The following is a 25719-nucleotide window of genomic DNA, read 5'->3' on the forward strand; positions in this document are numbered from 1 at the left end:
TGACTTGGGGCGCCACCTCTAGCGCATCGCTGATCAATGGATGCTTCCTGGGGCGACCCGCTCATTGAGGTGCGACGCGCTTCGAGGCCGGTCCTTCGCTACCATCGAAAATCAGCGCTTCCCTAGCCGCGCGCTTCGTACTGGTCGATCTCGCGAATCTTGGGGCCGTAGAAGCTCGCTGTGTCGTGGCGCAGGTCCAGCCACATATCGACCAGCGCCAGAGCATGGATGGGGGCGATGACGTTCTGGCCCATGCAGAGGATCGGCGCGTCGTAGTTCTCCACCGCTCCACGGACCGTGATCAGGTCGTGAGCCGTGGCGGCGCGTGCGCCCGGGACCTTGTTCGCCGCGATGGCCGTGCCGACCCCGGTACCGCAGACCAGGACCGCCCGGTCTGCCTGACCGTCGACGACTGATTGAGCAGCACGGAAGGACACGGCCGGATAGGTGATCTCGGGCTCGGACAGGTCGATGACCTCACTGACCCGCTCGTCACGCTCAAGAAAATCGCGGATCTCGTCTTTCAGGGCTGCCCCGTTGCCGGGTGCACCGATCACGACTCGCACCTACAGACCCCCTTCGGCTTCCGCGAACCTACTACAGAGCATTCGTTCTGGACAGGGCCGCGGGTGCGGATGCGGACGAAACCCGCATACCCCTCGGACGGGCAGGATTTGAACCTGTGACCTGGGGACAAGATCGGAGGCCCTGATCCTGCTACCTCAAACTTCGGATCCCTTCGGGAAACCTCGGGTTGATCTGGAGGTTCTCCAATGGACGGTCCCAAGTCTATCGGAACACCTTGGAACGTCTGCCGATCGTTTCCGATGACTTTTCGATGACGCATCAAATACCGAGGCCAGCGCCTCCGCGAAGTGCGAACCAGCAGGGCGTCCACGCAGGTCGCGTCGTCAGGCCAAACGGTCGTCGATCAGGTCGATGAACTCGTCAGCCATGGACAGTTGCCGCACCAACTTCTTGCGTCGTTCGGCGGCTTCCTGCTTGATCTCGTCGAGGTGTTTACGTGCCGCTTGACGGGTGCTGTGGTCGCTGTCTGCGTGGTCGAGGTTCTCGATGTCGGACATGACGGACTTCATCTGATCGAGGCTGAAGCCTAGCGGCTTCATGCGCCGGATGACCAGAATCTTTTCCACGTCCGCTTCGGTGTAGAGACGGAACCCGCCGACGGTGCGCCCCGAGGGTTGCACGAGTCCGACTTCTTCCCAATGACGCAAGCTGCGCAATGAGAGGTCTGTTCGCGTCGCGACCTCTCCAATGTGCATAACCGGCTCTTGCCCCGACGCCGTACCCATGTTGCTCCTCAATCCAATGACGCGCGGCTGCCCGCGGTGACCCAACTCACTCAACCCGCGGCTCAACTCTACCCTTACGTAAGGGTAGAGTTGTACTCAGACTTCTGCTGGCACCGAGCCAGTACGCCCCGGTGTCCGCCTCAACGAAATGGTGCCCGGGCGCGCCATATCCGTGCCCCATCGGGTACGCCATCTCCTGGACGGATCATCCACTTGTCGAAGCATTCCACTGCCATGCCCCCCGCTGAACTTGAGCCCACCGTACGCAATGCGTTGAGGTCTCCAAAGATGTTGCGCACCGAGGTGCTGGCCGGCCTCGTTGTCGCGTTGGCGTTGATCCCCGAAGCCATCTCGTTCTCCATCATCGCCGGGGTCGACCCACGTGTCGGGCTATTCGCATCCTTCACCATGGCAGTCTCCATCGCGTTCCTCGGTGGTCGCCCAGCGATGATCTCCGCAGCCACGGGAGCCATCGCCCTGGTCATTGCACCGGTGGTGCGTGAGCACGGCATGGACTACTTCATCGCCACCGTGCTGCTCGGTGGCGTCTTGCAGATCGTCCTCGGATTGGCCGGGGTGGCCAAGCTCATGCGGTTCATCCCGCGCCAGGTGATGGTCGGATTCGTCAACGCGCTGGCCATCTTGATCTTCATGGCCCAGATCCCACACATGGTGGATGTGCCGTGGGCCGTCTACCCGATGATCGCCGTCGGCATCGCGGTCATGGTCACGTTCCCCCGCATCAACAAGGTCATCCCCGCTCCCCTGGTCGCCATCGTGGCGCTGACTGGATTCACCATCTTGGCCGCGATCACCGTCCCGAACGTGGGTGATGAAGGCGAGCTGCCCGACAGCCTTCCCTCGCTGTTCATTCCTGATGTGCCCTTCACGCTGGAGACCCTCGAGATCATCGCCCCCTACGCCCTGGCGATGGCCCTGGTCGGCCTGCTGGAGTCGCTGCTGACGGCCAAACTGGTCGACGACATCACCGACACCCACTCCGACAAGACCCGCGAGGCTTGGGGGCAGGGCGCCGCCAACCTGATCACCGGGTTCTTCGGCGGCATGGGCGGCTGCGCGATGATCGGCCAGACCATGATCAACGTGAAGGCCTCCCAAGCCCGCACCCGGATCTCGACGTTCCTGGCCGGCATGTTCCTGCTCATCCTGGTCGTCGGCTTCGGTGACATCGTCGCCCTCATCCCGATGGCTGCCCTGGTCGCGGTGATGATCATGGTTTCGGTCGGCACCTTCGACTGGCACAGCATTCAGCCCGCCACCCTGCGCCGGATGCCGAAGTCGGAAACTCTGGTGATGCTGTCCACCGTGGTGGTCACCGTGTGGACCCACAATCTCGCCATCGGCGTTGGCGTCGGCGTCCTGGTAGCCATGACCCTGTTCGCCCGCCGCGTTGCTCACCTCACAGAGACCCATCGCACCCTGATCGAGGACGAGCACGGCCCCAAGGCCATCTACCGGGTCACCGGTGAATTGTTCTTCGCCTCCAGCAACGACCTCTACACCCAGTTCGAGTACGCCGACGACCCCGACCGCGTCGTCATCGACCTTTCGGAATCCCACGTGTGGGACGCTTCCACCGTCGCCGCCCTCGATGCCATCGCCACCAAGTACGACCGCAAGGGCAAGACCGTGGAGATCACCGGCCTCAACAACTCCAGCGCCGAACGCCACGGACGACTCACGGGGCAACTACCCGCGCACTGATCCAGTCACCTGAGTCACGACGCATCGGCCCCGACTGCGACCGATGGAGATCCGCACCGAGACGACTCGTCAGTCGTCCGCACCCTGCCGCTGGTAAACGTCCGGGACGCCGTCGGCATCCGCATCAATTGCTTCCTGCTCGCTGATCACTCGATATCGGCGGTTGCGCGCAGTCAGAAGCACCGTGGCAAGGAGCGCCGCAAGAACTGACGCGGTGAGGATGGCGACCTTGGCGTGGTCATACGCGGTGCTCCCTGGCGCGAACGACAGTTCTGCGACCAGCAGCGAAACCGTGAACCCGATCCCCGCGAGCAGTCCGACGCCCACCAGATCGATCCATTTCAGCGAGGGATCGAGGTTGATCCGAATGACCTTGCTAATGATCCACGTGGTCGCGAGGATGCCCACCGGTTTGCCGGCGACGAGCGCAGCGGTGATCGCGATAGTGAGCGGATCTGTCAGCGCCGAACCCAACCCGTCCATTCCGCCAACGGCCACCCCTGCGGAGAAGAACGCGAAGACCGGGACCGCGAAACCTGTCGACAAGGGCCGGAAGCGGTGCTCGAACAGTTCCGCCAAGCCGGGCCCATCTTCGGGTGCACGATCGGCCTTGCGGTGCACGACCGGGATGGTGAATCCAAGGAGAACTCCAGCGATAGTCGCATGGACCCCCGAGGCGTGCATGAACGCCCAGGCAATCGCACCGAGCGGCAACAGGATCATCCAGGCGGCCGCAGGGTGGATTCTGAAGAAGCGTCGTGAGAGTTGCGCCGTGACGCCGTAAACGATGATGGCGCCAAAGGCGACGGCCAGGGGAACCCAATCGATGGCGTCGGTGTAGAAGATCGCGATGATCGTGATCGCGATGAGGTCATCGACCACCGCGAGTGTCAGAAGGAAGATCCGCAGCGCACTCGGCAGGTGTGAGCCAATCAACGCGAGCACCGCCACCGCGAACGCAATATCGGTCGCCGTCGGAATCGCCCAGCCGTCGCGCAGTGCGCTGTCGCGCCCGACGATCAAGAGATAGAACAACCCAGGGACCACCACGCCGCCGACCGCCGCAGCAATCGGCACGATCGCCGTCCGCACCTGCCGCAGGTCACCGGCGACGAACTCATGCTTGAGTTCCAACCCGACCAGGAAGAAGAAGATCGCGAGCAGCCCGTCGGCCGCCCAACCACCCAAACTCAGATCGAGATGCCATCCGGCGTAGCCGACCTGAAAGTCCCGCAACGCGAAGTAACTCTCCGCCCACGGAGAATTCGCCCACACGATCGCGACGGCAGCCAAAGCGACCAAGAGCAACCCACCCACAGATTCCTTGCGGAGGAGCTCGCCGATCCGTAACGCCTCACGATAACTGCCACGTGACGGAAAGGTTCGGTCGCCGCGTGGACGTGGCGAATGGCTCTTGGGGCTGGTCATGGGCATGCTCCGGGAACTGTCGACAAAAGGACCGTCGACCAGACTTCCCGACACACCAAGAAGTTACCGTACCTTCCCGTCGTCGGTCGCCTCGTTGTGGGGCAGGCGGTGGCCGCCGGTCTCGCGCCGAGGCGAGGCTACACCGCGTAGTCCGAGTGAATCCGTGGAATTTGTCGTCTCGGCATCGCCCCGAACATCAGTACCGCTGCCACCGCGGCCAGCCCGGCGAGCACCAGGAACGCATCGGCGTACGAACCCAGTAGGTGCGCCAGCGCTGCGCCCGCGAACGGTGCAACAGCGGATGCGGCCAAAGCGGGTGCGGTGAGGATGCCGTTGAGTCTGCCGTAGGCCGTCGGGCCCCATCGATCGGTTACGGCAGTGGCTTGGACAAGCGTGTAAATGCCACGGGCGAGGCCGAGGACCATTCCGAGGACGTCAACGCCGGGTCGACGCTGACCCGCACGACGGCGAGGTCGCCGGCCTCGATGGTCTCGCCACGCTTGATGTCGTTGCTGACGACCAGGACCTCTTGGGTGTCGTTAACCGAGGTGAACGCGAACGCGGTCCCCAGGCCGCCGGCAGCGACAAGAGCCGCGCAGAGTGCCAGGACCCAACGCCTGCGGCGGCGCCTCAGTAGTGGGAAATGGTTGTGGTCGGGAGGTGCCTTGATACTGGCGCCAACCTCGTCCCGTGCTTGTTGAGCAGTGTTCATCGACATGGATCCCCGAGTCCTCTCTTGTCTCGATCACCTACGTGTCAAGACGTGCCGGGAGCGGTCATCGCGAGCCCGACTCGATAGAAAAACACTAGTGCATTTCTATCGAGCGAATCGCTATCCACAGCTGACCGATTCCGAGATGTCATCGCCCGAGTCCTGACCGGAAGTGGTTGCGTGGCCCAATCCCCCGATGGGACAGAGCGCTCGCACGCACCGAACATCCAGGTCAATGGGACCACAAATCATGCGGACTTTTCGGGAGGAATATCTCCCTGTGGATTACGGTCAACTCGGCGCCAGGCGCGCCCGTCTACGGCGCTAGACCTACCCGCGCCGCAGACGCTGCTGCCGGGCTTCCTGGAAGGCCGCGGCGACGACGTCGACTGTGTCCCCCAACCCACGCGCGAGACTCTCAAGCTGCCTGGCTGCTGGGAGTCGGGTCCAACGGCCTTGCTCCCAGGCGTAGTAGGTCGGCACAGCCACGTTGACGGCCGCAGCCAACTCGGGCACCGTCAGCCCCGCCTTCAAACGCAGTGCTCTGAGATCAGGAACCTCACCCTCCATGTGAATTAGACGAAGGGTCGGGATGTCGAGCGCTCTAGCAAGCTTGACCAAGAAGCCCGGCCGAGGAACCGACGCGCCCAGCTCCCAACGAGATATGCGCTCCCCACCGGCGGCACCAACTAGACGCGCCAACTCATGCTGGGTCAGGCCCGCCTTCTCGCGAGCGGCGCGCAGCACTGAGGGGTCGATTCCGGAAACCATCGCTGACAGACACTAGTCGGAGCAAGCGGGAGCCCCCGCCGCGAATCTCCCTACAAGTTGAGCGACCTACGTGATACCCGCGCTGGGCAGAGGGCGCTGGGACACGCCGCTGACTTGAGGTGGAGCGAGACAACGACGATGCCTACCGGTCCTCTCGAAAGGCGTGGGCCTCATCAAATCCGGACGCCCGCAGGTAGCACCGCCTCTGAACCGCGCCTGCCTCGTACTGTCGGTGGCGACTCGTACCCTCAAAGAGCCGAGGCTCTCCAGATTCCTCGGCAGAAGCGAGGTGACCGGGTGGGAAGCGGTAAGCAGGTCAGCCGCAGCGCGCACATCGGCGATGCTGGTATTGCCCTTATCCACCAGCGGGTCAGCGCCATGGATCACGTCTGGCACGAGCGCACAGTCGACGCCGGGATCGATGGCACGATCGAGCTGCGCGACCCTGCGACGGGCGAAGTCAGCAACTGCCACCTCCAGGTGCAAAGCAAGGCCAGCGACAACGACTTCCCCGGTGAAACCGCCGACCGGTTCCACTACGACTGCGACGAGCGCGACCTGGACTACTGGATGAAGTCTTCAATGCCCGTCCTGCTGGTCTGCTCACACCCCAAGCGGGGCGAAGCCTGGTGGGCGCACATCCAGTCCTACTTCGCGGATCCCGCCCGTCGCGCCAGCGGACGTGTGGACTTCAACAAGATCACCATGTCCCTTGAAGGGGACGTCTCCGACCGGCTGTTCGCGGTTGCGGATCCTCACGGCCGCGCGCACACGCCCGTCGCTGATCTGCGTGATGAAACCCTGGAGTCGAACCTGCTGCCTGTGACGATGCCCGACGTGTTCTGGGCATACGACGCCGCGGTCACACTCCCCGGAAGGTCTACGACCTACAGCGCGAGAGCAGCCTCGACATCCGAGACGACTTCACCCTCTTCGGCGGCCGGCTGCTGACGTGGAGCCCCGTCGAGGACACCGCGCTGGCGGGCGCGGTGAACGGTGACCCGACGATCGAGGCCACCGGCGAACTGCTCCACGGCAGCCCGGACAGCGAGCGAATACTGGTGCGCTTGCTCAACAACGCCTTCCGGCAAGACCTCCGCGATGACTGCGCCTTCCACGGCAAGCGCCACATGCTCTACTTCCGCGCCACCGACGACCTGTCGCAACGGAGCTGGAACACCAGCGGCACCCATTGGCGCTCCGTCTTCAAGCCGCACGCCAAGAAGACCAACCCATTGCAGGTCAGCTACTACAAGCACGCCGGCCTCAAGTGGCAGTTCCTCAACCTCGACGACGAGTGGTTCTGCGCCCTGACGCCCGACTACTACTACTCGATCGACGGCTACCGCGAGTCACGGTTCACAGCCCAGTACCTGAGCGGCATCAAGCGGCTCGAACGTAACCCCGCTGTGCTCGGCGAGACCCGCATGTGGGCCGCCATCCTCGCCGGTCGCGAGGGCGGCCATGACAGCTTGTTCAGCCAGAACGAGCGCATCCTCGACTTCGGCAAACTCGTCACCTTCGACACCGACCGCGGCATCGACGAGGCGAAGTGGAAGCGAGCGGCAGAGGCGTCGGACCCGACCGATCCTCTGGCTGACGGGGAGCTGGCGGAGACGGCATGAAACTCACGTTCATCGAAGAACCGGACCTGGAATTCGGCAACGGCAGCCGCCACATCGACCCACGTAGCGGCATCAACAACTACGGTCCGGCCGACCTGAGCAATACGGGAGTTCGGACGATCCAGATCGGCATCGTCGGCACCAAGGCGGCCATCGGTGGGGTCAAGGCATGGCTCGACCGCTGCCGCGAACCAATTGCACCCAAAGAAAGCCCGCTATCGCACCTCTATTTGCCGTTTCCTGGGTTTCACACCAGCGTCGGCTTCCGCTCGACGATCATCTGGAACGGGCGGCTGGAGCGCACACTCGACAAACGAGCCCTGGAGAACATCGCAACGCTGAGTCCGCTGCAGGCTGTGCAGAAGGGCGTCGAACTGTACGAGGCCGAGCTGAGAACGCTCGATGAGGAACCCAACTGCGACGTGATCATCGTCTGCCGTCCCGACGATCTGCCGGAACGCGAGGAGCCGAAGACCAACCCTGACCGACCGTGGGAGCAACCAAAAGCTGCGTCTATCGGCTTCGACTTCCACGAACTGCTGAAGGCACGCTCGCTGAGCGGTAGTCGTCCCATCCAAATTATCCGGCGCGAGACCTGGGACCCGACCTACAAGCCGAAGGGCCGCGACAGGCGACGCCAGCAGGACGAGGCAACCAAGGCCTGGAACCTGCACACGGCGCTGTACTACAAGGCCGGCGGCGTGCCATGGCGGATGACCCGCCACGTCCGGGACCTCACGACCTGCTACGTCGGCGTCGCCTTCTACCGGAGCACCGACAACGAAACACTGCAGACGAGCGTGGCGCAGGTTTTCAACGAGCGCGGCGACGGCGTGATCGTCCGTGGCACCCAGGCCACTCAGTCGAAGGACGACCGACAGCCACACCTCACCGGCGACGACGCCAAGGACCTCCTTGAGCAGTCGCTGGCCCGTTACCGCATCGAGCACAAGACGGCACCCGCACGCGTCATGCTGCACAAGACCTCTTCGTTCACGCCTGAAGAGTTGGAGGGCTTCCGGGCTGCCGCCGAGGCGGAGCGCCTGGCCATGCTCGAACTCGTCTGGATCCCACGCGAGGACTCCCCCGGCTGTTTCGGCAAGGCGAGCAGACGACCCTACGAGGCACGCTCCTGTCGCTCACTGACACCCGGCACCTGCTCTACACCCGTGGGAGCGTTCCGTTCTACCGGACTTACCCAGGGATGTACGTGCCGTCGGCACTCCCCTTCCGCCTTGTCGAAGTGCAGTCGAGCGCGGCCGAGATCGCGACTGAGCTGCTCGCGCTCTCCAAGATGAACTGGAACGCCACCCAACTCGACGGACGGGTGCCCATCACGCTGCGCACAGCTGACTCGACCGGCCGGATCCTGAAGCACCTCGGCCCGAACGAACGCCCGGCGCCGCGATACGCCTACTACATGTGACTCGGCTCGGTGCTCGTAGCTCGGTTTGACCTGGTCGCTTCCGCGACTCGCATGGACAAGTCCCCCGACCAGCATGCGCGCCCGCACCTGTCCTGCACGAAGGCCCGGTCATTGCCTGGAAAGCCCTTCCGGCCGGAGCGCACGGAAGCCGCTTCCGCTGTCGATAACGTGCGGAGATCACTCCGGTTGGTCACTGGGGCTTGTCGTCAGCGCGACGGGGACGCGTCGCCAGGCCGTCGAAGATCAACTCGCTGATCGACGCAGACAAGCGCACTGCGTCTGCGGACGGGTCGTCAGATGGCCCCTCCACCGCCGCAGTGAGGCCGGCGACCGTGATGGCACCGAAGACGCTCAAGGCCACGGCGCCCGGGTTGGGGACCTGGCGTAGCGACCCATCAGCCACGCCGTCGGCCAACAACTGCTCGATCGGTTCGTAGAACGCAGCCCGCAATGCCAGCGCCAGCTCGGGCAGCCGAGTCGCGCGCCCAAGGTCGCCGACCAGTGCCCGACACAGGAACGGGTGCTCGAGCATTACCCCCAGCTGCGCCACGACAGCGGCCTCGAGTCGAGTCCGCGCATCCTCGGCGCTCAAGACGGCAACGCCGACGGCGCCGGCGATCATGTCCAGCAGGTCGCTGAGGAGAAACTCCAGCACGGCGTTCTTGCCGTCGAGGTGGTAGTAGATCGTGGCCTTCGGGATGCCGGTGGCCTCGGCGATGTCTTCGATCTTGGTGCCGTCCAGACCGCGCTCCGCGATCAGCTCGGCCGCGCCGTACAACTGGCTGGCCAGCTTCGCCGGCAGCTTCCTCATCACGCACCTCTGTTCTCTGCCGCCCGCCGGTGCGGCCGTGCGGTATCGACGTCGTGCACATCGTATGTTGTACTGGAAGTACAAACCAGTGATCTAGACGATCGGTTGTGTTCAGTGAGTCGAGACGATCGGGCCGGGACTGCTGTTCTCACCGGTCGAGGCGCTCGCCCAGACCGGCTTCGCTGTCGCGGCCGGGCTCCTTCTCGACACGTTCGTCGTGCGCACTCTCGTCGTCCCGGCTTGCGCCGCGCTGTTCGAGGAGGGCAGCTGGTGGCCACACCCCCGGCCGGCTCACGCCCCGGCAGCCGTAGAGCCAGCCCCAACACCTCCCAGGCACCCGTGAACCCGATGACCAGAGAGAAGTCATGACTAGCCAGCAGCTCACCTACAGCCCGTTCGACCCCACAGTGATGGAGGATCCCTACCCCGTCTATCGGCAGCTTCGCGATCACGCCCCGGCGCACTGGTCGCCGGAGGCAAGCACCTGGGTGCTCAGCAGGCACGAGGACGTCTCGGCGGCCCTGGCCGACCCAACGACGTACTCCTCGGCGTCCGGCATCTTCCCCACCCCACCCGGCGTGGACATGACCGAGCTGTTCCTGCCCATGCTCATCATGAGCGACCCACCCCGGCACACGCAGCTGCGCCAACTCGTCAGCAAGGCCTTTACCCCGCGTCGCATCGCAGGGCTCGAAGGACACATCCAGACCCTTGTCGACGACCTCCTGGACACAACCCCCGAGACCGGCCCCTGGGACTTCGTCTCTGAGTTCTCCGGACCTCTGCCCGCGATCGTGATCGCCGACATGCTCGGCGTGCCGCGTGAAGACCGCGACCGCTTTCGGACCTGGTCCACCACCCTGATCCAGTCCAACCCGGTGCGAGGCGAATTCGGCGCCGGGCTGGACGCCGCTGCAGCCCTCTACGAGTACTTCTCCGCATTCCTCGCTGACCGACGCGCGCACCCACAAGACGACCTCATGACAGCGCTCGTCCAAGCCGAGGTGGACGGCGAGCACCTCACCGAGGAAGAACTTCTCGGGTTCTGCCTGCTGCTGCTCGTCGCCGGGCACGAAACGACGACCAACCTGCTGTCCAACAGCGCTGTCATCCTCGCCCAACACCCTGAGGACCGACGCGCTCTGGCCGACGAGCCCGAACTCGTGCCAGCAGCCGTCGAAGAGCTGCTTCGCTACGACTCACCGGTCCAGGGCCTGGCACGCACCCTGACCCGACAGGTCGATCTGCACGGTCAGGCTATGGCAGCCGGCGACACCGTGCTGCTGCTCTTCGGCTCAGCCAACCGCGACGACCACGCGTTTCCCGACGCAGACCACTTCGACATCCACCGTGGCCCCGAACGACAAGTCGCGTTCGGGCGCGGCATCCACTTCTGTCTCGGCGCATCCCTGGCCCGCCTCGAAGCACGCATCGCTCTGCGAGCACTCCTCACCCGCCGCCGTGACTGGGATGTCGACATCGACTCCGCGGTCCGACTCCGCTCAGGCCCGATCCGCGGGTTCGCATCGCTACCCATTCAGTAGGTCAGCCACTCACCATCCAGTCCCACGAAGGAGTACCCGTGAAGGACCGACCCAAGCCGAGCCGCGCAACAGTCCTCCACAATCTGATCGAGGCCATCCTCACCCGAAACGATGGGCACATCCCCACCAACATCGAAGGCACCGACACCTACTTCAACAATGTGGAGGACCTCGCGAACGCGCTCCTGCTCCGCTGGCACACCCGTCTCGTGGCATCCCTAGAACGCGGCCTCGTCGACGACCCTGAAGACCGCAGGGAGGCCGTCATCGAAGCCTGGCGGCACGCCTCCCGGACCTACTCGGGCGTACGCAAAGTCATAGACGAGATGGCGGAGGACCCGCCCACCGACGTCATTGCCCACGCCGTGCTGGCCACCGCTCGTAACGACTGGGCTGCCATGGCCATCGCAGCCGGACTGGCCAGCGGCATCGACGAGCTAGGAGCTCGGGTCGGCCAGCGCCTCGAACTTGAGGCGCGACGACGCAACCTCACGGAACAGAGCCCAGCCAACAAGTCTCTGGCGCCATCATTGCTCGGCACACTGATGGCTCATCTCGTCGGGCGAGTGCTCCCCAAAGCCTCTACCGATTCCGCTCGCCCATCCGGTTCTGCCGGAGCGACGGCGAGCCCGCAGGACTCTGGGTCGGTTCGACACACGACGCCCACCCAGTCGCCATTGGACTCAGTCAGGTCAGTTCCGCCACGAGATCCGTGATGTGGCGCAGCAGTGGAACCGCGATGGCTTGCTCCTCAGCCGTGAGAGATCTCCAGGCCACCGAGAGTCGGTCGGCGACAAGGCCGCGCTTGGCGGCCAGAAGTTGCTCACCTCGCTCGGTGAGCGTGAGCACGCGCCGGCGGCGGTCGTCCTCAGCCGGGATGCGGCGCAGCAGACCTGCGCTTTCCAGGCTGGCCGCCTGTTGGGTCACCGTCGGCTGGCTCAACAGCGTGTACGTCGAAATGGCGCCGATGCCCTCAAGACCGCAGATCTGCACAGCATCCAGCAAGACCAACTGCGGCACGGTGACGTCTTCGAAGAGCGGCTGCAGGCGTCCCCTGGTCCGCCGCGCGACCGCGAGCAGAGCCAGCACCGCATCAGCAAACTGGCTTCCGCTGTCCGCGGCGACCACTTCACCACCAGCACCCATACGAGCTCCCGTAGTCCATGGCCACTCATTGACAACACCGGCGCCGAGGGCGATCGGCGACCATATGTTGCGTCACGCTACCGGCCTGCCCTCGACGGACAACTGCTGGGCCAGCGGCAACAATGGGTATCTAACTGCTCAATAGGCAATGTTGCTCATTGGGCAACAGGCGTCATACTCAGGGCATGGATCGTGGGTTGCGGGACCTCAAGCGCGAGGCGACGGGACGGGCGCTCGCCCAAGCCGCCTTCGAGCTGACCCGTGAGCGCGGGCTGTTCGGGTTCGTCACCGCGGATCTCGTGCAGCGTGCTGGCTACTCGCGTCGCACGTTTGCGAACCACTTCTCCTGCAAGGAGGAGGCAGTCGCGTCAGTCGCGTTCGGTGGTGTCGAGGACGCCAGCGCGATCCTGGCCGGCCTGCCCGCGGATCTGCCGTTGCTCGATGCCCTCCTGGCCGTCATGAAGGATCAGCTCACTGCGGACACGTTGGTGAGGATGCGCGAGCTGATGGCGATGGCGCGGGAGTACCCGACCCTGGAGCCCTACGTCCTAGGCGTTCAGCAACGCATGCGCCACACTGCCCAGGAACTCTTGGGGTCGGCAGCCGGGGACCGGTACCCCGCCGTCTACGTACCTCTGCTGTTCGGCGCCGTGTACGGCGCTGTCATGGCTGCCCTGGAAGGAACTCTCGACGTGCACCTGGACGGCGAGAGCGACGCCACCCCTACGTCGATGGACTACAGCTCGTTCCTCGACCTCACCTTCGACTACCTGCGCCACGGCCTCTAGACGCCCGCCGCTTCTCGCCCCCAAGGAGAACCCGACCCATGTCCACCATCTTGTACCGGCTCGGACAAACCGCGTTCGGCAGGCCGTGGCTCTTCATCGCGGGCTGGGTCGCGGTCCTCGCCGCGGTCGTCGGTGCCGTGGCAATCAACGGCGTGAGCGTCAGCTCCGAGATGAAGATCGAGGGCACCCAGGCCCAGACCGTGCTCGACCGCGTGGCCGATGAGCTCCCTGAGGCCTCGGGGGTCAGGCCAGCGTGGTCTTCACTGCACCGGACGGTGAGCGCCTCGACACTCCAGAGCGACTCGCGGTCATCAGCGGCACCGTCGGCGACGTCTACGACCTCGAGAAGGTCGTCAACCCCCTCGACGCCGCGCTGGGTGGCGCTGAAGAGGACCCAGCGGACACTCCGCGAAAGAATGCACCGGTCGATCCCCAAGCCGGGTCGGACCAGCAGGCGCCCCCGTATCAGCCGCTCGTGGTGGACGGGGCCCCAGTGCCTGGCGTGCTGGTGTCCTCGGACGGACAGGTCGCCTTGTTCCAGTTCCAGTTCACGGTCGCCTCGACCTCGTTGACCGATGACGACGTCTCCTCGGTGGTCGAGGTGGTAGAGCGCGCCGAGCAGGGAACGGGGATCACCGTTCTCCCGAGCGACTCGCTCAAGGCACTCGAGATCCCCGTCGGCATCGGCGAGGTGATCGGTCTCGCCGTCGCTGCCCTCGTGCTGGTGCTCACCCTGGGTTCCCTGATCGCGGCCGGCCTGCCCCTGATCACAGCGCTCGTCGGGGTCGGAATCGGCGTGGGTGGCGCCTACGCGCTCTCGACGGTCGTCGAGATGAACTCCGCCACCCCCGTCCTGGGTCTCATGGTCGGCCTCGCGGTCGGCATCGATTACGCGCTCTTCGTCGTCAACCGGCAGCGACGGCTGATCCTCGACCGAGGGCTCACCGCCCGGGAGGCAGCCGGCAGAGCAGTCGGCACTGCGGGCAGCGCCGTGTTCTTCGCCGGCCTGACCGTCCTCATCGCGCTGACCGCCCTGACCGTCATCGGCATCGCGACGTTGTCGACTATGGCCCTGGTCGCTGCGTCCACGGTGGCCCTGGCAGTGCTCATCGCCCTCAGCCTGCTGCCCGCGCTGCTAGGCCTAGTCGGGGAGCGGATCTGCTCGGACAAGGCCCGAGGCCGGCGCCGCGCCAAGGAGGACGCGGAGTCGCACAGCGTCGCCGACCACTGGGTGAAGACTGTGATCAGGTTCAGGTGGCCCGTCATCGCCGGCGTGGTCGCGATCCTCGGCGTGATGGCGATCCCCGCAGCCAGCATGAACCTGGGCATCCCCTCCGGCGCGACCGCGAACCAGGACACCGCCGCTCGGCAGAGCTACGAGGCCGTCTCCCAAGGCTTCGGTGAGGGATTCAACGGCCCCCTCCTAGTCACCGCAGAGCCCACCGGCACCGCAGGACGTGTCACCCCCGAGCTGACCGCGAAACTGATCACTGGGTTCCAGGACCGAGACGACATCGTGCTGGCCACCCCCGTCGGCATCAACGAGGCCGGCGACCTCGCCGTGTTCAGCATCATCCCCACCTCAGGCCCCAGCGACGAGGCGACCAGCGACCTCGTGAAGTCACTTCGCGAGCGCGACAGCGCGATCGCCCAGGACAACCAGGTGCAGTTGGGCGTGACCGGCTTCACCGCCATCGGAATCGACATGTCCGACAAGATCGCCAGCGTGCTTCCGCTCTACCTCGGCATCATCATCGTGCTTTCCGTCCTGATTCTGATGGTCGTTTTCCGCTCGGTGGTCGTCCCGATCAAGGCCACAGCCGGCTTCCTGCTCAGCATCCTGGCCACCTTCGGTGCCACCACCGCAGTCTTCCAGTGGGGCTGGGTCAGCGAACTCTTCGGCTTCGACACCGGCGGTCCGCTCATGAGCTTCATGCCGATCATCGTGACCGGCATCCTCTACGGACTCGCCATGGACTACGAGGTCTTCCTGGTCTCCTCGATGCGCGAGGCACACATCCACGGCCAGGCAGCGCGACCAAGCGTCGTCCACGGCTTCGACCACGCCAGCCGGGTCGTCGTCGCAGCCGCCATCATCATGGTCGCGGTGTTCTCCGGCTTCATCTTCAGCCACGACATCATGATCAAGCAGGTCGGCTTCGCACTCGCCGCCGGCATCCTGATCGACGCATTCATCGTCCGGTTGACCCTCGTACCGGCGCTCATGGCCGTCTTCGACGACAGAGCATGGTGGCTTCCCCCTGGCTCGACCGGCTACTGCCGGACCTCGACATCGAGGGCGACAAGCTCCTGACCATGCTCGACGAGCAGGCCGGAGTCACTGACCGATAGGACATCAAGATCCCAGGCTGATGGAGAACAGACCGCCAAAGGTGCGTCGTGCTTCGGCCGGGTTCGCGCTCCAGGATCCGCTGCGCGGAGAAGGCCGCGGAGCAAGAGGCTGCGATCTCTTCGCCACCCCGTGATGCGCGTCGACCTCATCTGCCGGAGGGAACAGACCCTTCACCCAGCGGACAACCTGGACTTTCCGGCCCGGTTAGTGTCCGAAATATCGGAGGCCGCCTCAAGGTCGGCGCCGCCCGTGGCGTCTCCAATTGCGCGACCGGCCATGACGTGCCGGCTTTCCGTTCACCTGTGCTGGATCGTGTTCGCGCAAGTATTCCTCAAGATCAGCAAGCCCCCGGGCGAGATCTCGACGGAGCTTTCGTTCGGCCAAAAACCGGAGGCGTGGCCGGGGGTGTACGCGAGCCCACTCACCATAGATGGACTCCCCCACGTACCAGCATGCACCGGCAGCGACGAGGCCGCCCACTAACGTCCACCACACGACTGCCAGCACATCCCATAGGGCGTTCCCCAGATGTTGCCAAGCTGGCCCGTTCGGATCCCAATATCTCACTCCACCCACCTCCAGCCCTAGCGGCCGAACCCGGTGGTTCATGATCACCATGCACGCAGGGGTTGAGGTCAGAGTACGCCGAAATACATAGGGGGAAAAGGGTAGTTTGGCGGCACTGAGCGCTACCCACGGCCGCTGCCAGGCAGCAGAGCCAGACGCCAATATGATCGACCAGGACGAACACCCCGACCGACCGAGCCCGCCGCCGAGAGAACGACGCCTTGCAGTCGCTTGGCGGAGCAAGGCGAGCGCCGTCGCTAGTACAAAGCTCAGGCATCGGTGGCCCAACTCTGAGAGGCGGAGCGCCTTCGTCGGCGGGCCTCCATCCGCAGGTCACCAAGGATTCAACCCCCCACCCCACCACCCCCACGAACTCCCCAGTCGAGCTGTCTCACCAACGTGCGCTGTCTCGGCGCCAAACAACCGGGAACATCGATTTGGCCCCGCAGAATCGAGGCCATGCGCTCCTCGACATCGCAGATGCAGCGGCGCCTGAGCCGGGTTGATGTTCGACGTCAAAACGAGCGCTACCCACTGAAGTGGGAGTCAGAAATGGGGACGCCTCAGATAGAGCAGGTGAAGTTTGGACGACTGATGCCGTGCACCCTCAGGTTCGAAGTGACGCCGCAGCGCCGTGGAGGAGTTGAGTCCCCGATAGTGGTGTAGCGCGGTCGCTGAGGTCGTCGCCGGCGTGTACGGCAGAGGCAGACGCGGCCACCGCGTGATCCTTCGAGTGAACCTCTCACAGAACCCTCGAACGGAGTCATCACGATGACCGCACCACACATTGTCGACCCTGCACGCCTGCTCAGCGAAGCCCTCGCTGAGGCGAGTCCGGATCTGATGCGTTCGCTGCTGCAGACGATGATCAACGCCCTGCTTTCAGCCGACGCCGATGCTGTGGTGGGGGCCGAGTACGGCCGGGTCTCGCCGGGTCGAACCGCGCAGCGCAACGGCTACCGGCATCGCGACCTGGACACCCGGGTCGGCTCGATCGACGTCGCGATCCCGAAGCTGCGCAAGGGCACCTACTTCCCCGAGTGGCTGCTCGAGCGCCGCAAGCGCGCGGAGGCCGCGCTGATCACCGTGGTCGCGGACTGCTACCTCGCCGGGGTGTCCACCCGGCGGATGGACAAGCTGGTCAAGACCCTCGGCATCGACTCGCTGTCCAAGTCTCAGGTCTCGCGGATGGCGGCCGAGCTCGATGAGCACGTCGAGCAGTTCCGCCACCGGCCCCTCGACGCCGTCGGACCGTTCACGTTCGTGGCCGCCGACGCATTGACGATGAAGGTCCGCGAAGGCGGACGGGTGATCAACGCCGTGGTGCTCCTAGCGACCGGGGTCAACGGCGACGGGCACCGCGAGGTCCTCGGCATGCGAGTGGCCACCAGTGAGACCGGAGCTGCGTGGAACGAGTTCTTCGCCGACCTCACAGCCCGCGGCCTGGCCGGGGTCCGGCTGGTCACCAGCGACGCCCACGCCGGGCTGGTCGAGGCGGTCGCGGCGAACTTGCCCGGCGCCGCCTGGCAACGATGCCGGACGCACTACTCAGCGAACCTCATGAGCGTGACACCCAAGAGCATGTGGCCAGCGGTCAAGGCGATGCTGCACAGCGTCTACGACCAGCCCGACCGACCCTCGGTGCACGCCCAGTTCGACCGGCTTCTCGACTACGTCGACGGCAAGCTCCCCGAGGTCCACACCCACCTCGACACCGCCCGCGCCGACATCCTGGCCTTCACCGAGTTCCCCAAAGACGTCTGGACCCAGATCTGGTCCAACAACCCCGCCGAACGCCTCAATCGCGAGATCCGCCGACGCACCGACGCCGTCGGCATCTTCCCCACCCGCGAGGCCATCGTGCGACTCGTCGGCGCGGTCCTGGCCGAGCAGACCGACGAATGGGCCGAAGGCCGCCGCTACCTCGGCCTCGAGGTCCTCGCCCGCTGCCGCGTCACCGTCGTCCCCAACACCGAAACCGAGATCGGAGCTGATCAGCTGCCCTCCCTCACCGCATGACCAAACAGGAGGAACGCAGCGCTACACCACTACCTGGGACTTGACCCGTGGAGGTCTTGGGTCAGCATGGCCTCGAGCTCCGGAAGGGCCAAGGCCGACTGCGCGGCGTCGCGAACTCGACTGCGTGCCGGCTTATCCCGGGCGGTGGCCGAACGGGCCACCGTCGTCCAGGCCTCTGCGGCTCGGCTGGCTGACCGCGCCGATGAGGTGGTTGCTTCATCCCCGGTCATCTGGGCGATCTCGAAAGCCCCTGGGCCAGCAGCCGGCGGAAGAGGCCGCCGCCTGTGCCTGCCTTCTCGATGAACGCGCCGAGGCTGAACAACATGATTTCGAGTTCCTCGTCGTCGTGGCGCTCCCAGCCCGCAATGTCCGTGGCAAAGGCATGCGCTGCGGCGACTCCTGCGCTGCGGACCATCAGACCGGCGGCGTCACCCGGTTCTGAGGGTAGCTCGTCGAAGACTCTGGTGGCGCTGGTGGGATTGCTCACCGCTTGGGCTGACTGGGCGAATGCCTCAGCCGCCGCGGACGCCAGATCCGGCAGCTCGGCGGGCCACCTGATGTCATACAGCGTGTGTCGCGTCGGTTGCGGGAACGACGTGGAACTGCGGGCCCGCGCAAGGGCCTCGTAGGGGACCTCCTGGACGTCTTCGCGATCGTTGTCGACCACCAGAGCGCATGGTCATCGAACCCGATGACCACGATGTCGTGGCGGCTCATCGAAAGTTTGACGCGCAGATATGGCAGCTCGGCAATGTCAGCCCAGAGCATGACTGGACGACCGCCCTCGATCTCGGCGCGTACCCAGCTCCACCCCTCGGCGGGATCATCAGTAACCCGCTGCTCGGCCGCTGCGCCAAGCCGACGAGGCAGATCCAGCTCGAGCTCTCCGCCACGGCCAACCAGGTACAGGGGTGGGAAAAGGCCTACCGAGCGCACATAGGAGAGACCGAGCGCGCCGCCGAGAGCGAACACCAGACCTTCGCTGGGAGGGCCGTCCCATCCGAGTCCGGCCCACTCCAGCAGGTCTCGCAGAGCGCCGGACCCACAGTGCCCACCGATCCGATGCGGGTAGGGCGACACCTGTGCGGCGGCATGACTAGTAGTCATGAAGCCGTCTTTCGCATCCGAGCCTGCGTGTCGGACGGTGATCGGTAGCAGTCAACCTCTGCTCGCTGAACGATCACGGCCTCGGCTCTCTCTCAACGCCTCTCGGACCGCCGGTCTCCTCGGCGGTCTTGGTGATGGCGCTCTCCAGGCTCCGTGCGTACGCAGCAGCGAAGTGGGCGACGTCAACGAGCACGAACATGGCGGTCGAGGTGAGCACCCTCTGCCCCTCCGGGTCGGTGATGGTGGCTTCAACCTGAAGTCGACGCCCATCGCGACCGGTGAGGTGGGCTTCCAACCGATAGGTGACGTCCAAGAGGACAGGCTGCAGGTACTCGATCTCGAGGCGTCGAGTCACCGCCGGGCCGCCAACTAAGCCCGGATCCACCGATCGGCATGGCCGGGATGAGGTGATGGTGGTCGTCGCCGGGTGAGGGCGCCGGGGCGCGATGATCTGCCGGACCTCACTGTCCGGGGTGTTCCACGTTGTTCCTCGTCGCGCAGCTGTGGCTGCTGGTTGGTCAGGCCGCGAGGGCGGGTGGCGGGTCGCTGACTCGGTCAAACAAGGCAGTCCAGGCGGTCTCCCAGGGCCAGGCTTGTGGCAGATGCAGAGTGACCCGTCGTGCTGAGGTCGCGACCCGTGCTGGCACGGTGATCAGCTTGCGACGGATCGTGGCGGTGGTGGCCTTCGCGATCTGCGGGTCGGTGAGGCTGGCGGCGGCTCGGGTGAGGTTGAACGCCATCACGGCGAGCACCAACCAGGCCGCGTTGGCAGTGAACACCCCGGACGGCAGGTGCGCCAACGCTGCGTGTTTGAGGTCAGCGTGGACCTGCTCGATGACCGCGTGATGGCGGTGGATCGCATCGGCGGCGACGGTGTCGAGCACGTCGGCGTCGGTGGTGGTGAAGAACGCATGGAACCGCCAGGTGTCGAACAGGGTGTCTTGGCCGGCTGCCTTGTTCTTCTCGGCGTTGAAGTCCGGGATCCGCCGGACCACCAGCCGGCCCGGCACGTGGTCGGTCTTCTTCTGGGCGGCAAACGCGGTGAAACCGATCTCGGCGACCTCGGCCCGTGAGACCCACCGGCCACTGGCTTCGTCGAAGACGGCATCGGTGTACTCGATGGTGGTCCACGCATCGTCGTCGATGGTGGCGATGGCGGCCTTGACCCGCTTGTCCATCCGCACGGTCACCGACACCGCGGCCCCACCCTTGAGGGCGGCGTGAACTGGTCCGCGGCCGTAGAACGCCGAATCCATCCGCACTAGGACCGGGTGGGACTTGTCGAGCAGTCGTCGGGCGGTCCGCACCGCATCGCCGACCAGTCGCTTCGCACCGCGTGGTGACCCAGTCGAGCCCTTGCGGAGCCGTTGGGCCACGATCACCGGGACGGCGCCGGCGATGGTGAGGGTGGCGAGCAGGGCGTTGAGGCCACGGACACCTGAGTAGCCGAACCCGGCGCCCTGCTTGGCGTGGCCATGGACCTCGATGATCGTGTCGTCGACATCGAGCAACGCGTAGTCAGCACTCGCGTCTGCATCCGGGCTCACCTCGGCTGACGGACGCAACAGCTCGGTGAGTCCTGCCAGCGCGATGAGGAACCTCGACGCGATCGCGTCGAGCTGACGCACGTGCCCGAAGGTGAACGCCCGCAGGAAGGAACCCAACGTCGAAGGCGCGTAGGCGCGGGCGAATACCCTCCCCATGCCGCCGTGACGCAACAGCGCCATGTCATCGATCGAATCGGCACCAGCGACCATCCCACCGACCAGCGAGGCGACCTTCAACCCGGCGTTCGCGCCCTTGTCGCCCGGCACCGTCAAGTGCTGATCCGCCAGATCACGCAGCCCAGCGGACTCGGCCAACGCGAGCACCGGAACCAGACCACCGGCCGACACGAGATTCGGATCATCGAAGACCGCCGACGTCGCCCGCGACGTGTGAGAGAGTTTCACCTCAGAGATGTCCCTTGTGTTCGGTCGAATCGTTGCCTCAAGAACTCCGATTCTCCCGCTACACAAGGGCATTCTCGTTTACGGCGCGCTCACCAGACCAAGTTCATCGGTGGATCCGGGTTAAGGGGCTCATCACAGTTGAGGGTGTAGGTCGCGTTGGCGCGTCGGTCCCGGGATAGGCGTCGAGGTCTCCCGAAGATGGCGGTTCCTACGCCAGCCATCTGGAAGACCTCGACGTGCCCGACGCTACCGTCGGCGAGCGCTCAGTTGCGTTCGCCCACCCCGATCTGTCCACCTTCTGCCGTCTCGACGAGCTCGGCCTCGTCGTCACCGGCCAGCGCCTCGAGCCCGACCGGGCGGTGCTGGCCTGTCGCGTCGTCGCACCCGACCAGTGGTGTCGTCGCTGCGGCTGCGAAGGCGCCCCGCGCGACACCGTCACCCGGCAGCTGGCCCATGAACCACTCGGGTGGCGCCCAACGACGCTGTTGGTCACGATCCGCCGCTACCGGTGCGGCGACTGCGGGCACGTGTGGCGCCAAGACACCTCCTCCGTGGCCGAGGCCCGCTCGAAGCTCTCGCGTCGTGGGCTGCGGTGGGCACTCGAAGGCATCGTGCTCGCCCACCTCACCGTCGCTCGGGTCGCTGAAGGGCTCGGAGTCGCGTGGAACACCGCCAACGACGCCGTCCTGGCCGAGGGCAAGCGGGTCCTGATCGACGACACCACCAGGTTCGACGGCGTCAAGGTCCTCGGCGTCGACGAGCGGGTGTGGCGCCACACCCGCCGCGGTGACAAGTACGTCACCGTGATCATCGACCTGACCGGGATCCGTGAGGGCACCGGCCCAGCCCGGCTGTTGGACATGGTCGAGGGCCGCTCCAAGCAGGTCTTCAAGACCTGGCTCGCAGAGCGTCCCGAGGCCTGGCGCCAGGGCGTGGAGGTCGTCGCGATGGACGGGTTCAGCGGCTTCAAGAGCGCCACTGCCGAGGAGCTCCCCGACGCGGTCGCGGTGATGGACCCTTTTCATGTGGTGCGCTTGGCCGGCGACGCTCTGGACCGTTGCCGGCGTCGGGTCCAGCAGGCTGTTCATGGTCACCGTGGCCACAAGGGCGACCCGCTCTACTCCGCACGTCGCACGCTGCACACCGGCTCCGGGTTGCTGACAGACAAGCAGAAGGACCGACTCGCCGCGCTGTTCGCGGCCGAGGAGCACGTCGAGGTCGAGGCCACCTGGGGCATCTACCAGCGGATGATCGCCGCCTACCGCGAACCCGACCGCCCCAAGGCACGCGAGCTGATGAGCAAGCTGATCGAGTCGGTCACCAGCGGTGTCCCGGCCGCGCTGAGCGAGATCATCACCCTGGGACGGACCCTGAAGAAGCGAGCCGACGACGTGCTCGCCTACTTCGACCGACCCGGCACGTCCAACGGCCCGACCGAGGCGATCTGTGAGTCTAGTGATGGCTGGTCCGGGACCGGCTGGTCAGGATGGTTCCGGTCGTGCTGACCTGCGTGTGACTCTCGAAGCAATTGGCCCGCTACTGCGGTGCTCTTCCGTTGAATTGTCCACGCTGGGAAGCGCGGCCGGCACCATCCGGCCCACCTCGGTGACCTGATCAGGAGACTGTCCGACCCCAAACGGCTCATCGGCGTCGTGACCCATCACAGATATGCCCCGACGTGACCTCTACCCGGACCGGTGCCGGCCGCTTGGCGACCGACACATCAGATCCCGTTACAAGGAAGGAACGTCGACCACCATGTCGATCGTCGCGCACACCCGTCCATTCGTCATCGGCGTGGATGCCCATGCCCGAACCCATGCCCTTGCGATCCTTGCCTGCCCGACCGGCGAGGTCCTCGACGAGGGCCAGTTCCCAGCAACGGCCGCTGGCTTCAGCGTGCCATCGCCTGGGTCGCCCGCCGCACGGGAGCCGACCTTGCCACCCTGTGGGCCATCGAAGGCGTCGGCACCTACGGCGCCCGACTCGCCCGTGCCGCGGCCGACGCCGGATACTTCGTGGTCGAGGCCGCCAGGATGAATGCGCGTGCCAACCGCGGCATCGGCAAGTCCGACCTCCTTGACGCGCGCCGCATCGCGCAAGCGGTCTTGCCACTCGAGGATGCTCAGCTGCGTCGGCCCCGTAGCGACGACGGCGTGCGCGCTGCGCTCCGTGTCCTCATCGCCTCCCGCGACCACATCAACAACGAACGCACGGCGGCGATCAACGCCCTTCTCGCGCTCCTCCGCGTGGTCGATCTTGGCGTAGACGCCCGCGGCACCATCAACGCCAGCCAGATCACTGCCATCGCGGCATGGCGGAGCCGTACCGAAGAACTTGCCACCGGCATCGCTCGCGCCGAAGCCGTCAGACTGGCCAAGCGGGTACGCGCAGCGGACGAGGAACTGTCCGCCGTCACTCGCCAGATGACCGCCCTACTCAAGACGAGCCCCGCAGCAGGGCTGCTCGACAAGCCCGGCATCGGGCCAGTCACAGCAGCTATCGCGTTCGCCGCATGGTCACACCCCGGACGCGTCCGCTCCGAAGCCGCGTTCGCAAGCCTCGCCGGTGTCAACCCGATTCCCGCCTCGTCCGGCAACACCGTTCGCCACCGCATCAACCGCGGAGGAGACCGGCGTCTCAACCGTGCCCTACACATGGCCGTGATCACCCGCATGCGCATGGACCCCGACACCCGCGTCTACGTCGAGAAGCGCATCGCGGAAGGACGCACCCTGCGCGAGATTCGACGCTCGCTCAAGCGCTACCTCTCCCGCCAGATCTACCGCCAACTCAACGCCGCGACAGCCCTACCGACAGCCGCTTGACAAACATAGGAGATTCAACGGACGACTCGAGCACCTCCGCGGCTCAGCCCTCGGGTTCCGCAACCTCACCAACTACATCGCCCGCTGCCTGCTCGAGTCCGGAGGCTTCAGACCCCAACTACACCCTGGATTGTGAAGAGCCCTCAACGCCACCACCCGAGCCAGAAAGGAGCCCGCCTCCACCTGACCCGGTGGCCAACCCGGGCACCGACCATCAACCCGGAGGGTGGGGCCAAATCAAAACAGCACAGTGGGCCAAATGGGGTTGTCATACTCACCCAGAACCTGGTGCTCCTCGGCGCGCCCGGCACCGGGAAGACCCACCTGGCCATCGGACTGGGGATCAAGGCCGCCCACGCCGGACACCGAGTGCTGTTCGCGACAGCCACCGACCGGGTCACCCGACTCCAAGAAGCACACGCCGCCGGACGACTCAGCAACGAACTCGCTCGGCTACGCCGCTACGGCCTGATCATCGTCGACGAGGTCGGCTACATCCCCTTCGAGCAAGACGCCGCGAACCTCTTCTTCCAGCTCGTCTCCTCACGCTACGAACACGCCTCACTGATCCTGACCAGCAACCTGCCCTTCGCCCGATGGGGCGACGTGTTCGGCGACCAGGTCGTCGCCGCAGCCATGATCGTCCGCATCGTCCACCACGCCGACGTCCTCACCCTGAAAGGCAGCTCCTACCGGCTCAAAGACACCGGCATCGCGACACTTCCCTCAGCACGAGCCGAGAACACGGCACAATGACCAACACCGAAGTGGCCTAACTTTCAAAGAGCAGAACCGGCCCAACATTCGGGGAGCGTTTACACCGTTTCTCGGACACTCCCTTGATCTTCGGCTCGTGGAGCAAGACGAGGCGTGGGTGCTGGCCGGCGCCGACGCCGCCCGGTTCGTCGTCGTGGATGAGTATCTCTGGTCGAGTATGCCCCGACCGAGGCGGGGCAGGCCCTCGTGCCCGCGCTAGGCGCGTTGTCGGACTGCCGTGCCGCTCAGGTGCACCAGCCGCTGCTCAGACTCCCGGAAACCCGCCGCCGGGATCGGCACACACGGGACCGCGGACTTCCGAACACGGGCGTCGGAAGCACACAGCGCCCGACGCTGTCCTCGTCATCGCGGCATGCCCTGGTTGAAGTGGGTCACCTCCACCGAAAGGAACAGGGCCGAGGCGGAGGCGACACGTGACCCACCGAGCTGCTTCATGTCGGCTTCCATGAAGAACTTGCGCCCTTCTGTCCGGGTGATCCTGGCCGCGAGATCGTAGGTGCTGCCGAGGATGACCGGTGAGTCGTAGAGCACCTCGAGTTTCCGGGTCACCGCAGGACCGCCCGTGAGGTAGAGCAGGAACCCGAAGAGGTCGTCGAAAACGGTTGCTACGGCACCGCCGTGGGCGATCCCGGGTGCGCCCACGTGACGTTCATCGAAGACGTGGGTCGCGTGCACCTCCTCGCCTCGACGACGGACGGCGAGGTGGTGGCCGTGCGGGTTGTCGGGTCCACAGGCGAGGCAGTGGGTGTGGTGCGGCGGAAGCTGAGCACCATCAGCGTGCGGCCGGAACTTCTCCTTCCAGCTAGCGAGGAGCTCCTCCATGCTGC

At 65.5% G+C, this 25719-nt stretch carries 23 protein-coding genes and 3 pseudogenes; 14 read left to right on the forward strand and 12 right to left on the reverse strand.

Annotation, left to right across the window (positions count from 1 at the left end; all coding sequences use genetic code 11):
* Window positions 1-122: 122 nt before the first annotated feature.
* Complete coding sequence (locus tag L1066_RS21015; protein ID WP_235738322.1) at window positions 123-557, reverse strand: RpiB/LacA/LacB family sugar-phosphate isomerase; 435 nt, start codon at window positions 555-557, stop codon at window positions 123-125.
* A 354-nt stretch (window positions 558-911) separates the two neighbouring features.
* The gene (locus tag L1066_RS21020) at window positions 912-1313 is read right to left on the reverse strand and encodes a helix-turn-helix domain-containing protein (protein ID WP_235738324.1); all 402 of its coding nucleotides are present in this window, start codon (window positions 1311-1313) and stop codon (window positions 912-914) included.
* Between the two features lie 288 nt (window positions 1314-1601).
* Between L1066_RS21020 and L1066_RS21025 the strand changes: the two genes are divergently transcribed.
* Window positions 1602-3038, forward strand: a complete 1437-nt coding sequence (locus tag L1066_RS21025) for a SulP family inorganic anion transporter (protein ID WP_235738326.1) — start codon at window positions 1602-1604, stop codon at window positions 3036-3038.
* 69 nt (window positions 3039-3107) lie between these two features.
* Here L1066_RS21025 and nhaA read toward each other — a convergent pair whose 3' ends face one another.
* The 3 genes from nhaA to L1066_RS21040 all read right to left on the reverse strand — a co-directional run bounded on the left by nhaA (window position 3108) and on the right by L1066_RS21040 (window position 5949).
* Complete coding sequence (gene nhaA / locus L1066_RS21030) at window positions 3108-4466, reverse strand: Na+/H+ antiporter NhaA (RefSeq protein ID WP_235738328.1); 1359 nt, start codon at window positions 4464-4466, stop codon at window positions 3108-3110.
* Between the two features lie 370 nt (window positions 4467-4836).
* Window positions 4837-5184: an SAF domain-containing protein gene (locus L1066_RS21035; protein WP_235738329.1), complete on the reverse strand. Its 348-nt coding sequence runs from the start codon at window positions 5182-5184 to the stop codon at window positions 4837-4839.
* 324 nt (window positions 5185-5508) lie between these two features.
* Window positions 5509-5949 (reverse strand): helix-turn-helix domain-containing protein, encoded by a 441-nt coding sequence (locus L1066_RS21040; RefSeq protein WP_235738331.1) that lies wholly within the window; start codon window positions 5947-5949, stop codon window positions 5509-5511.
* A 297-nt stretch (window positions 5950-6246) separates the two neighbouring features.
* On the opposite strand from L1066_RS21040, the gene L1066_RS21045 reads away from it, so the two are divergent.
* From L1066_RS21045 to L1066_RS27110, 4 genes are read left to right on the forward strand one after another with little or no spacing between them, the layout of a single operon-like run.
* The gene (locus L1066_RS21045) at window positions 6247-6900 is read left to right on the forward strand and encodes a DUF4365 domain-containing protein (RefSeq protein ID WP_235738333.1); all 654 of its coding nucleotides are present in this window, start codon (window positions 6247-6249) and stop codon (window positions 6898-6900) included.
* A 38-nt stretch (window positions 6901-6938) separates the two neighbouring features.
* Complete coding sequence (locus L1066_RS21050; protein WP_235738335.1) at window positions 6939-7574, forward strand: hypothetical protein; 636 nt, start codon at window positions 6939-6941, stop codon at window positions 7572-7574.
* A complete protein-coding gene (locus L1066_RS21055) occupies window positions 7571-8872 on the forward strand; it encodes an argonaute/piwi family protein (RefSeq protein ID WP_235738345.1) in 1302 nt (433 codons plus the stop codon). Before L1066_RS21050 ends, L1066_RS21055 begins: the two co-directional genes overlap by 4 nt.
* Entirely contained in the window at window positions 8869-9000 is a 132-nt protein-coding gene (locus tag L1066_RS27110; protein ID WP_283095549.1) for a hypothetical protein, read from the forward strand. The genes L1066_RS21055 and L1066_RS27110 overlap by 4 nt, the downstream gene beginning before the upstream one ends.
* Before the next feature lie 190 nt (window positions 9001-9190).
* Here L1066_RS27110 and L1066_RS21060 read toward each other — a convergent pair whose 3' ends face one another.
* Window positions 9191-9811 carry a TetR/AcrR family transcriptional regulator gene (locus L1066_RS21060; protein WP_166196716.1) on the reverse strand — a complete coding sequence of 207 codons (621 nt, stop codon included), beginning with the start codon at window positions 9809-9811 and terminating at the stop codon, window positions 9191-9193.
* A gap of 142 nt (window positions 9812-9953) precedes the next feature.
* On the opposite strand from L1066_RS21060, the gene L1066_RS21065 reads away from it, so the two are divergent.
* From L1066_RS21065 to L1066_RS21075, 3 genes are read left to right on the forward strand one after another with little or no spacing between them, the layout of a single operon-like run.
* Window positions 9954-10154, forward strand: a complete 201-nt coding sequence (locus tag L1066_RS21065) for an MMPL family transporter (protein WP_235738417.1) — start codon at window positions 9954-9956, stop codon at window positions 10152-10154.
* A gap of 22 nt (window positions 10155-10176) precedes the next feature.
* On the forward strand, window positions 10177-11355 hold the full coding sequence (locus tag L1066_RS21070) for a cytochrome P450 (RefSeq protein WP_166196714.1): 1179 nt from the start codon (window positions 10177-10179) through the stop codon (window positions 11353-11355).
* Window positions 11356-11393: 38 nt separating this feature from the next.
* Entirely contained in the window at window positions 11394-12071 is a 678-nt protein-coding gene (locus tag L1066_RS21075; RefSeq protein ID WP_166196712.1) for a hypothetical protein, read from the forward strand.
* Here the strand turns inward: L1066_RS21075 and L1066_RS21080 are convergent.
* Window positions 12043-12501, reverse strand: coding sequence for a MarR family winged helix-turn-helix transcriptional regulator (locus L1066_RS21080; protein WP_207082368.1), 459 nt, complete (start codon window positions 12499-12501; stop codon window positions 12043-12045). The genes L1066_RS21075 and L1066_RS21080 overlap by 29 nt on opposite strands.
* A gap of 185 nt (window positions 12502-12686) precedes the next feature.
* Between L1066_RS21080 and L1066_RS21085 the strand changes: the two genes are divergently transcribed.
* The 3 genes from L1066_RS21085 (at window position 12687) to L1066_RS21095 (ending at window position 18228) form a co-directional block, all read left to right on the forward strand.
* Window positions 12687-13289: a TetR/AcrR family transcriptional regulator gene (locus L1066_RS21085; protein WP_166196708.1), complete on the forward strand. Its 603-nt coding sequence runs from the start codon at window positions 12687-12689 to the stop codon at window positions 13287-13289.
* Between the two features lie 253 nt (window positions 13290-13542).
* A complete protein-coding gene (locus tag L1066_RS28065; protein WP_235738350.1) occupies window positions 13543-15603 on the forward strand; it encodes an MMPL family transporter in 2061 nt (686 codons plus the stop codon).
* Between the two features lie 1377 nt (window positions 15604-16980).
* Window positions 16981-18228: an IS256 family transposase gene (locus L1066_RS21095; RefSeq protein ID WP_235738352.1), complete on the forward strand. Its 1248-nt coding sequence runs from the start codon at window positions 16981-16983 to the stop codon at window positions 18226-18228.
* A gap of 226 nt (window positions 18229-18454) precedes the next feature.
* Here L1066_RS21095 and L1066_RS21105 read toward each other — a convergent pair whose 3' ends face one another.
* The 4 genes and pseudogenes from L1066_RS21105 to L1066_RS21120 form a co-directional block, all read right to left on the reverse strand.
* Window positions 18455-18895, reverse strand: coding sequence for a DUF4872 domain-containing protein (locus tag L1066_RS21105; RefSeq protein WP_235738356.1), 441 nt, complete (start codon window positions 18893-18895; stop codon window positions 18455-18457).
* Window positions 18896-18963: 68 nt separating this feature from the next.
* Window positions 18964-19335, reverse strand: a pseudogene (locus tag L1066_RS28070) (BtrH N-terminal domain-containing protein); the annotation flags it as partial.
* Between the two features lie 73 nt (window positions 19336-19408).
* Window positions 19409-19894, reverse strand: a complete 486-nt coding sequence (locus tag L1066_RS26200) for a hotdog domain-containing protein (protein ID WP_249225133.1) — start codon at window positions 19892-19894, stop codon at window positions 19409-19411.
* Window positions 19854-21287: an IS1380 family transposase gene (locus L1066_RS21120; RefSeq protein ID WP_207082367.1), complete on the reverse strand. Its 1434-nt coding sequence runs from the start codon at window positions 21285-21287 to the stop codon at window positions 19854-19856. The genes L1066_RS26200 and L1066_RS21120 overlap by 41 nt, the downstream gene beginning before the upstream one ends.
* A gap of 236 nt (window positions 21288-21523) precedes the next feature.
* On the opposite strand from L1066_RS21120, the pseudogene L1066_RS21125 reads away from it, so the two are divergent.
* The 3 genes and pseudogenes from L1066_RS21125 to L1066_RS21135 all read left to right on the forward strand — a co-directional run.
* Window positions 21524-22732, forward strand: a pseudogene (locus tag L1066_RS21125) (ISL3 family transposase); the annotation flags it as partial.
* A gap of 313 nt (window positions 22733-23045) precedes the next feature.
* A pseudogene (locus tag L1066_RS21130) lies at window positions 23046-24115 on the forward strand (IS110 family RNA-guided transposase).
* A gap of 288 nt (window positions 24116-24403) precedes the next feature.
* Window positions 24404-24871 (forward strand): ATP-binding protein, encoded by a 468-nt coding sequence (locus L1066_RS21135; protein ID WP_312008415.1) that lies wholly within the window; start codon window positions 24404-24406, stop codon window positions 24869-24871.
* A gap of 363 nt (window positions 24872-25234) precedes the next feature.
* On the opposite strand, the gene L1066_RS21140 is transcribed toward L1066_RS21135, so the two are convergent.
* Window positions 25235-25714 (reverse strand): PaaI family thioesterase, encoded by a 480-nt coding sequence (locus L1066_RS21140; RefSeq protein ID WP_051997242.1) that lies wholly within the window; start codon window positions 25712-25714, stop codon window positions 25235-25237.
* Window positions 25715-25719 lie beyond the last annotated feature (5 nt).

Source organism: Nocardioides alcanivorans, from assembly GCF_021555175.1.
GTDB classification, from domain to species: Bacteria; Actinomycetota; Actinomycetes; order Propionibacteriales; family Nocardioidaceae; genus Nocardioides; species Nocardioides alcanivorans.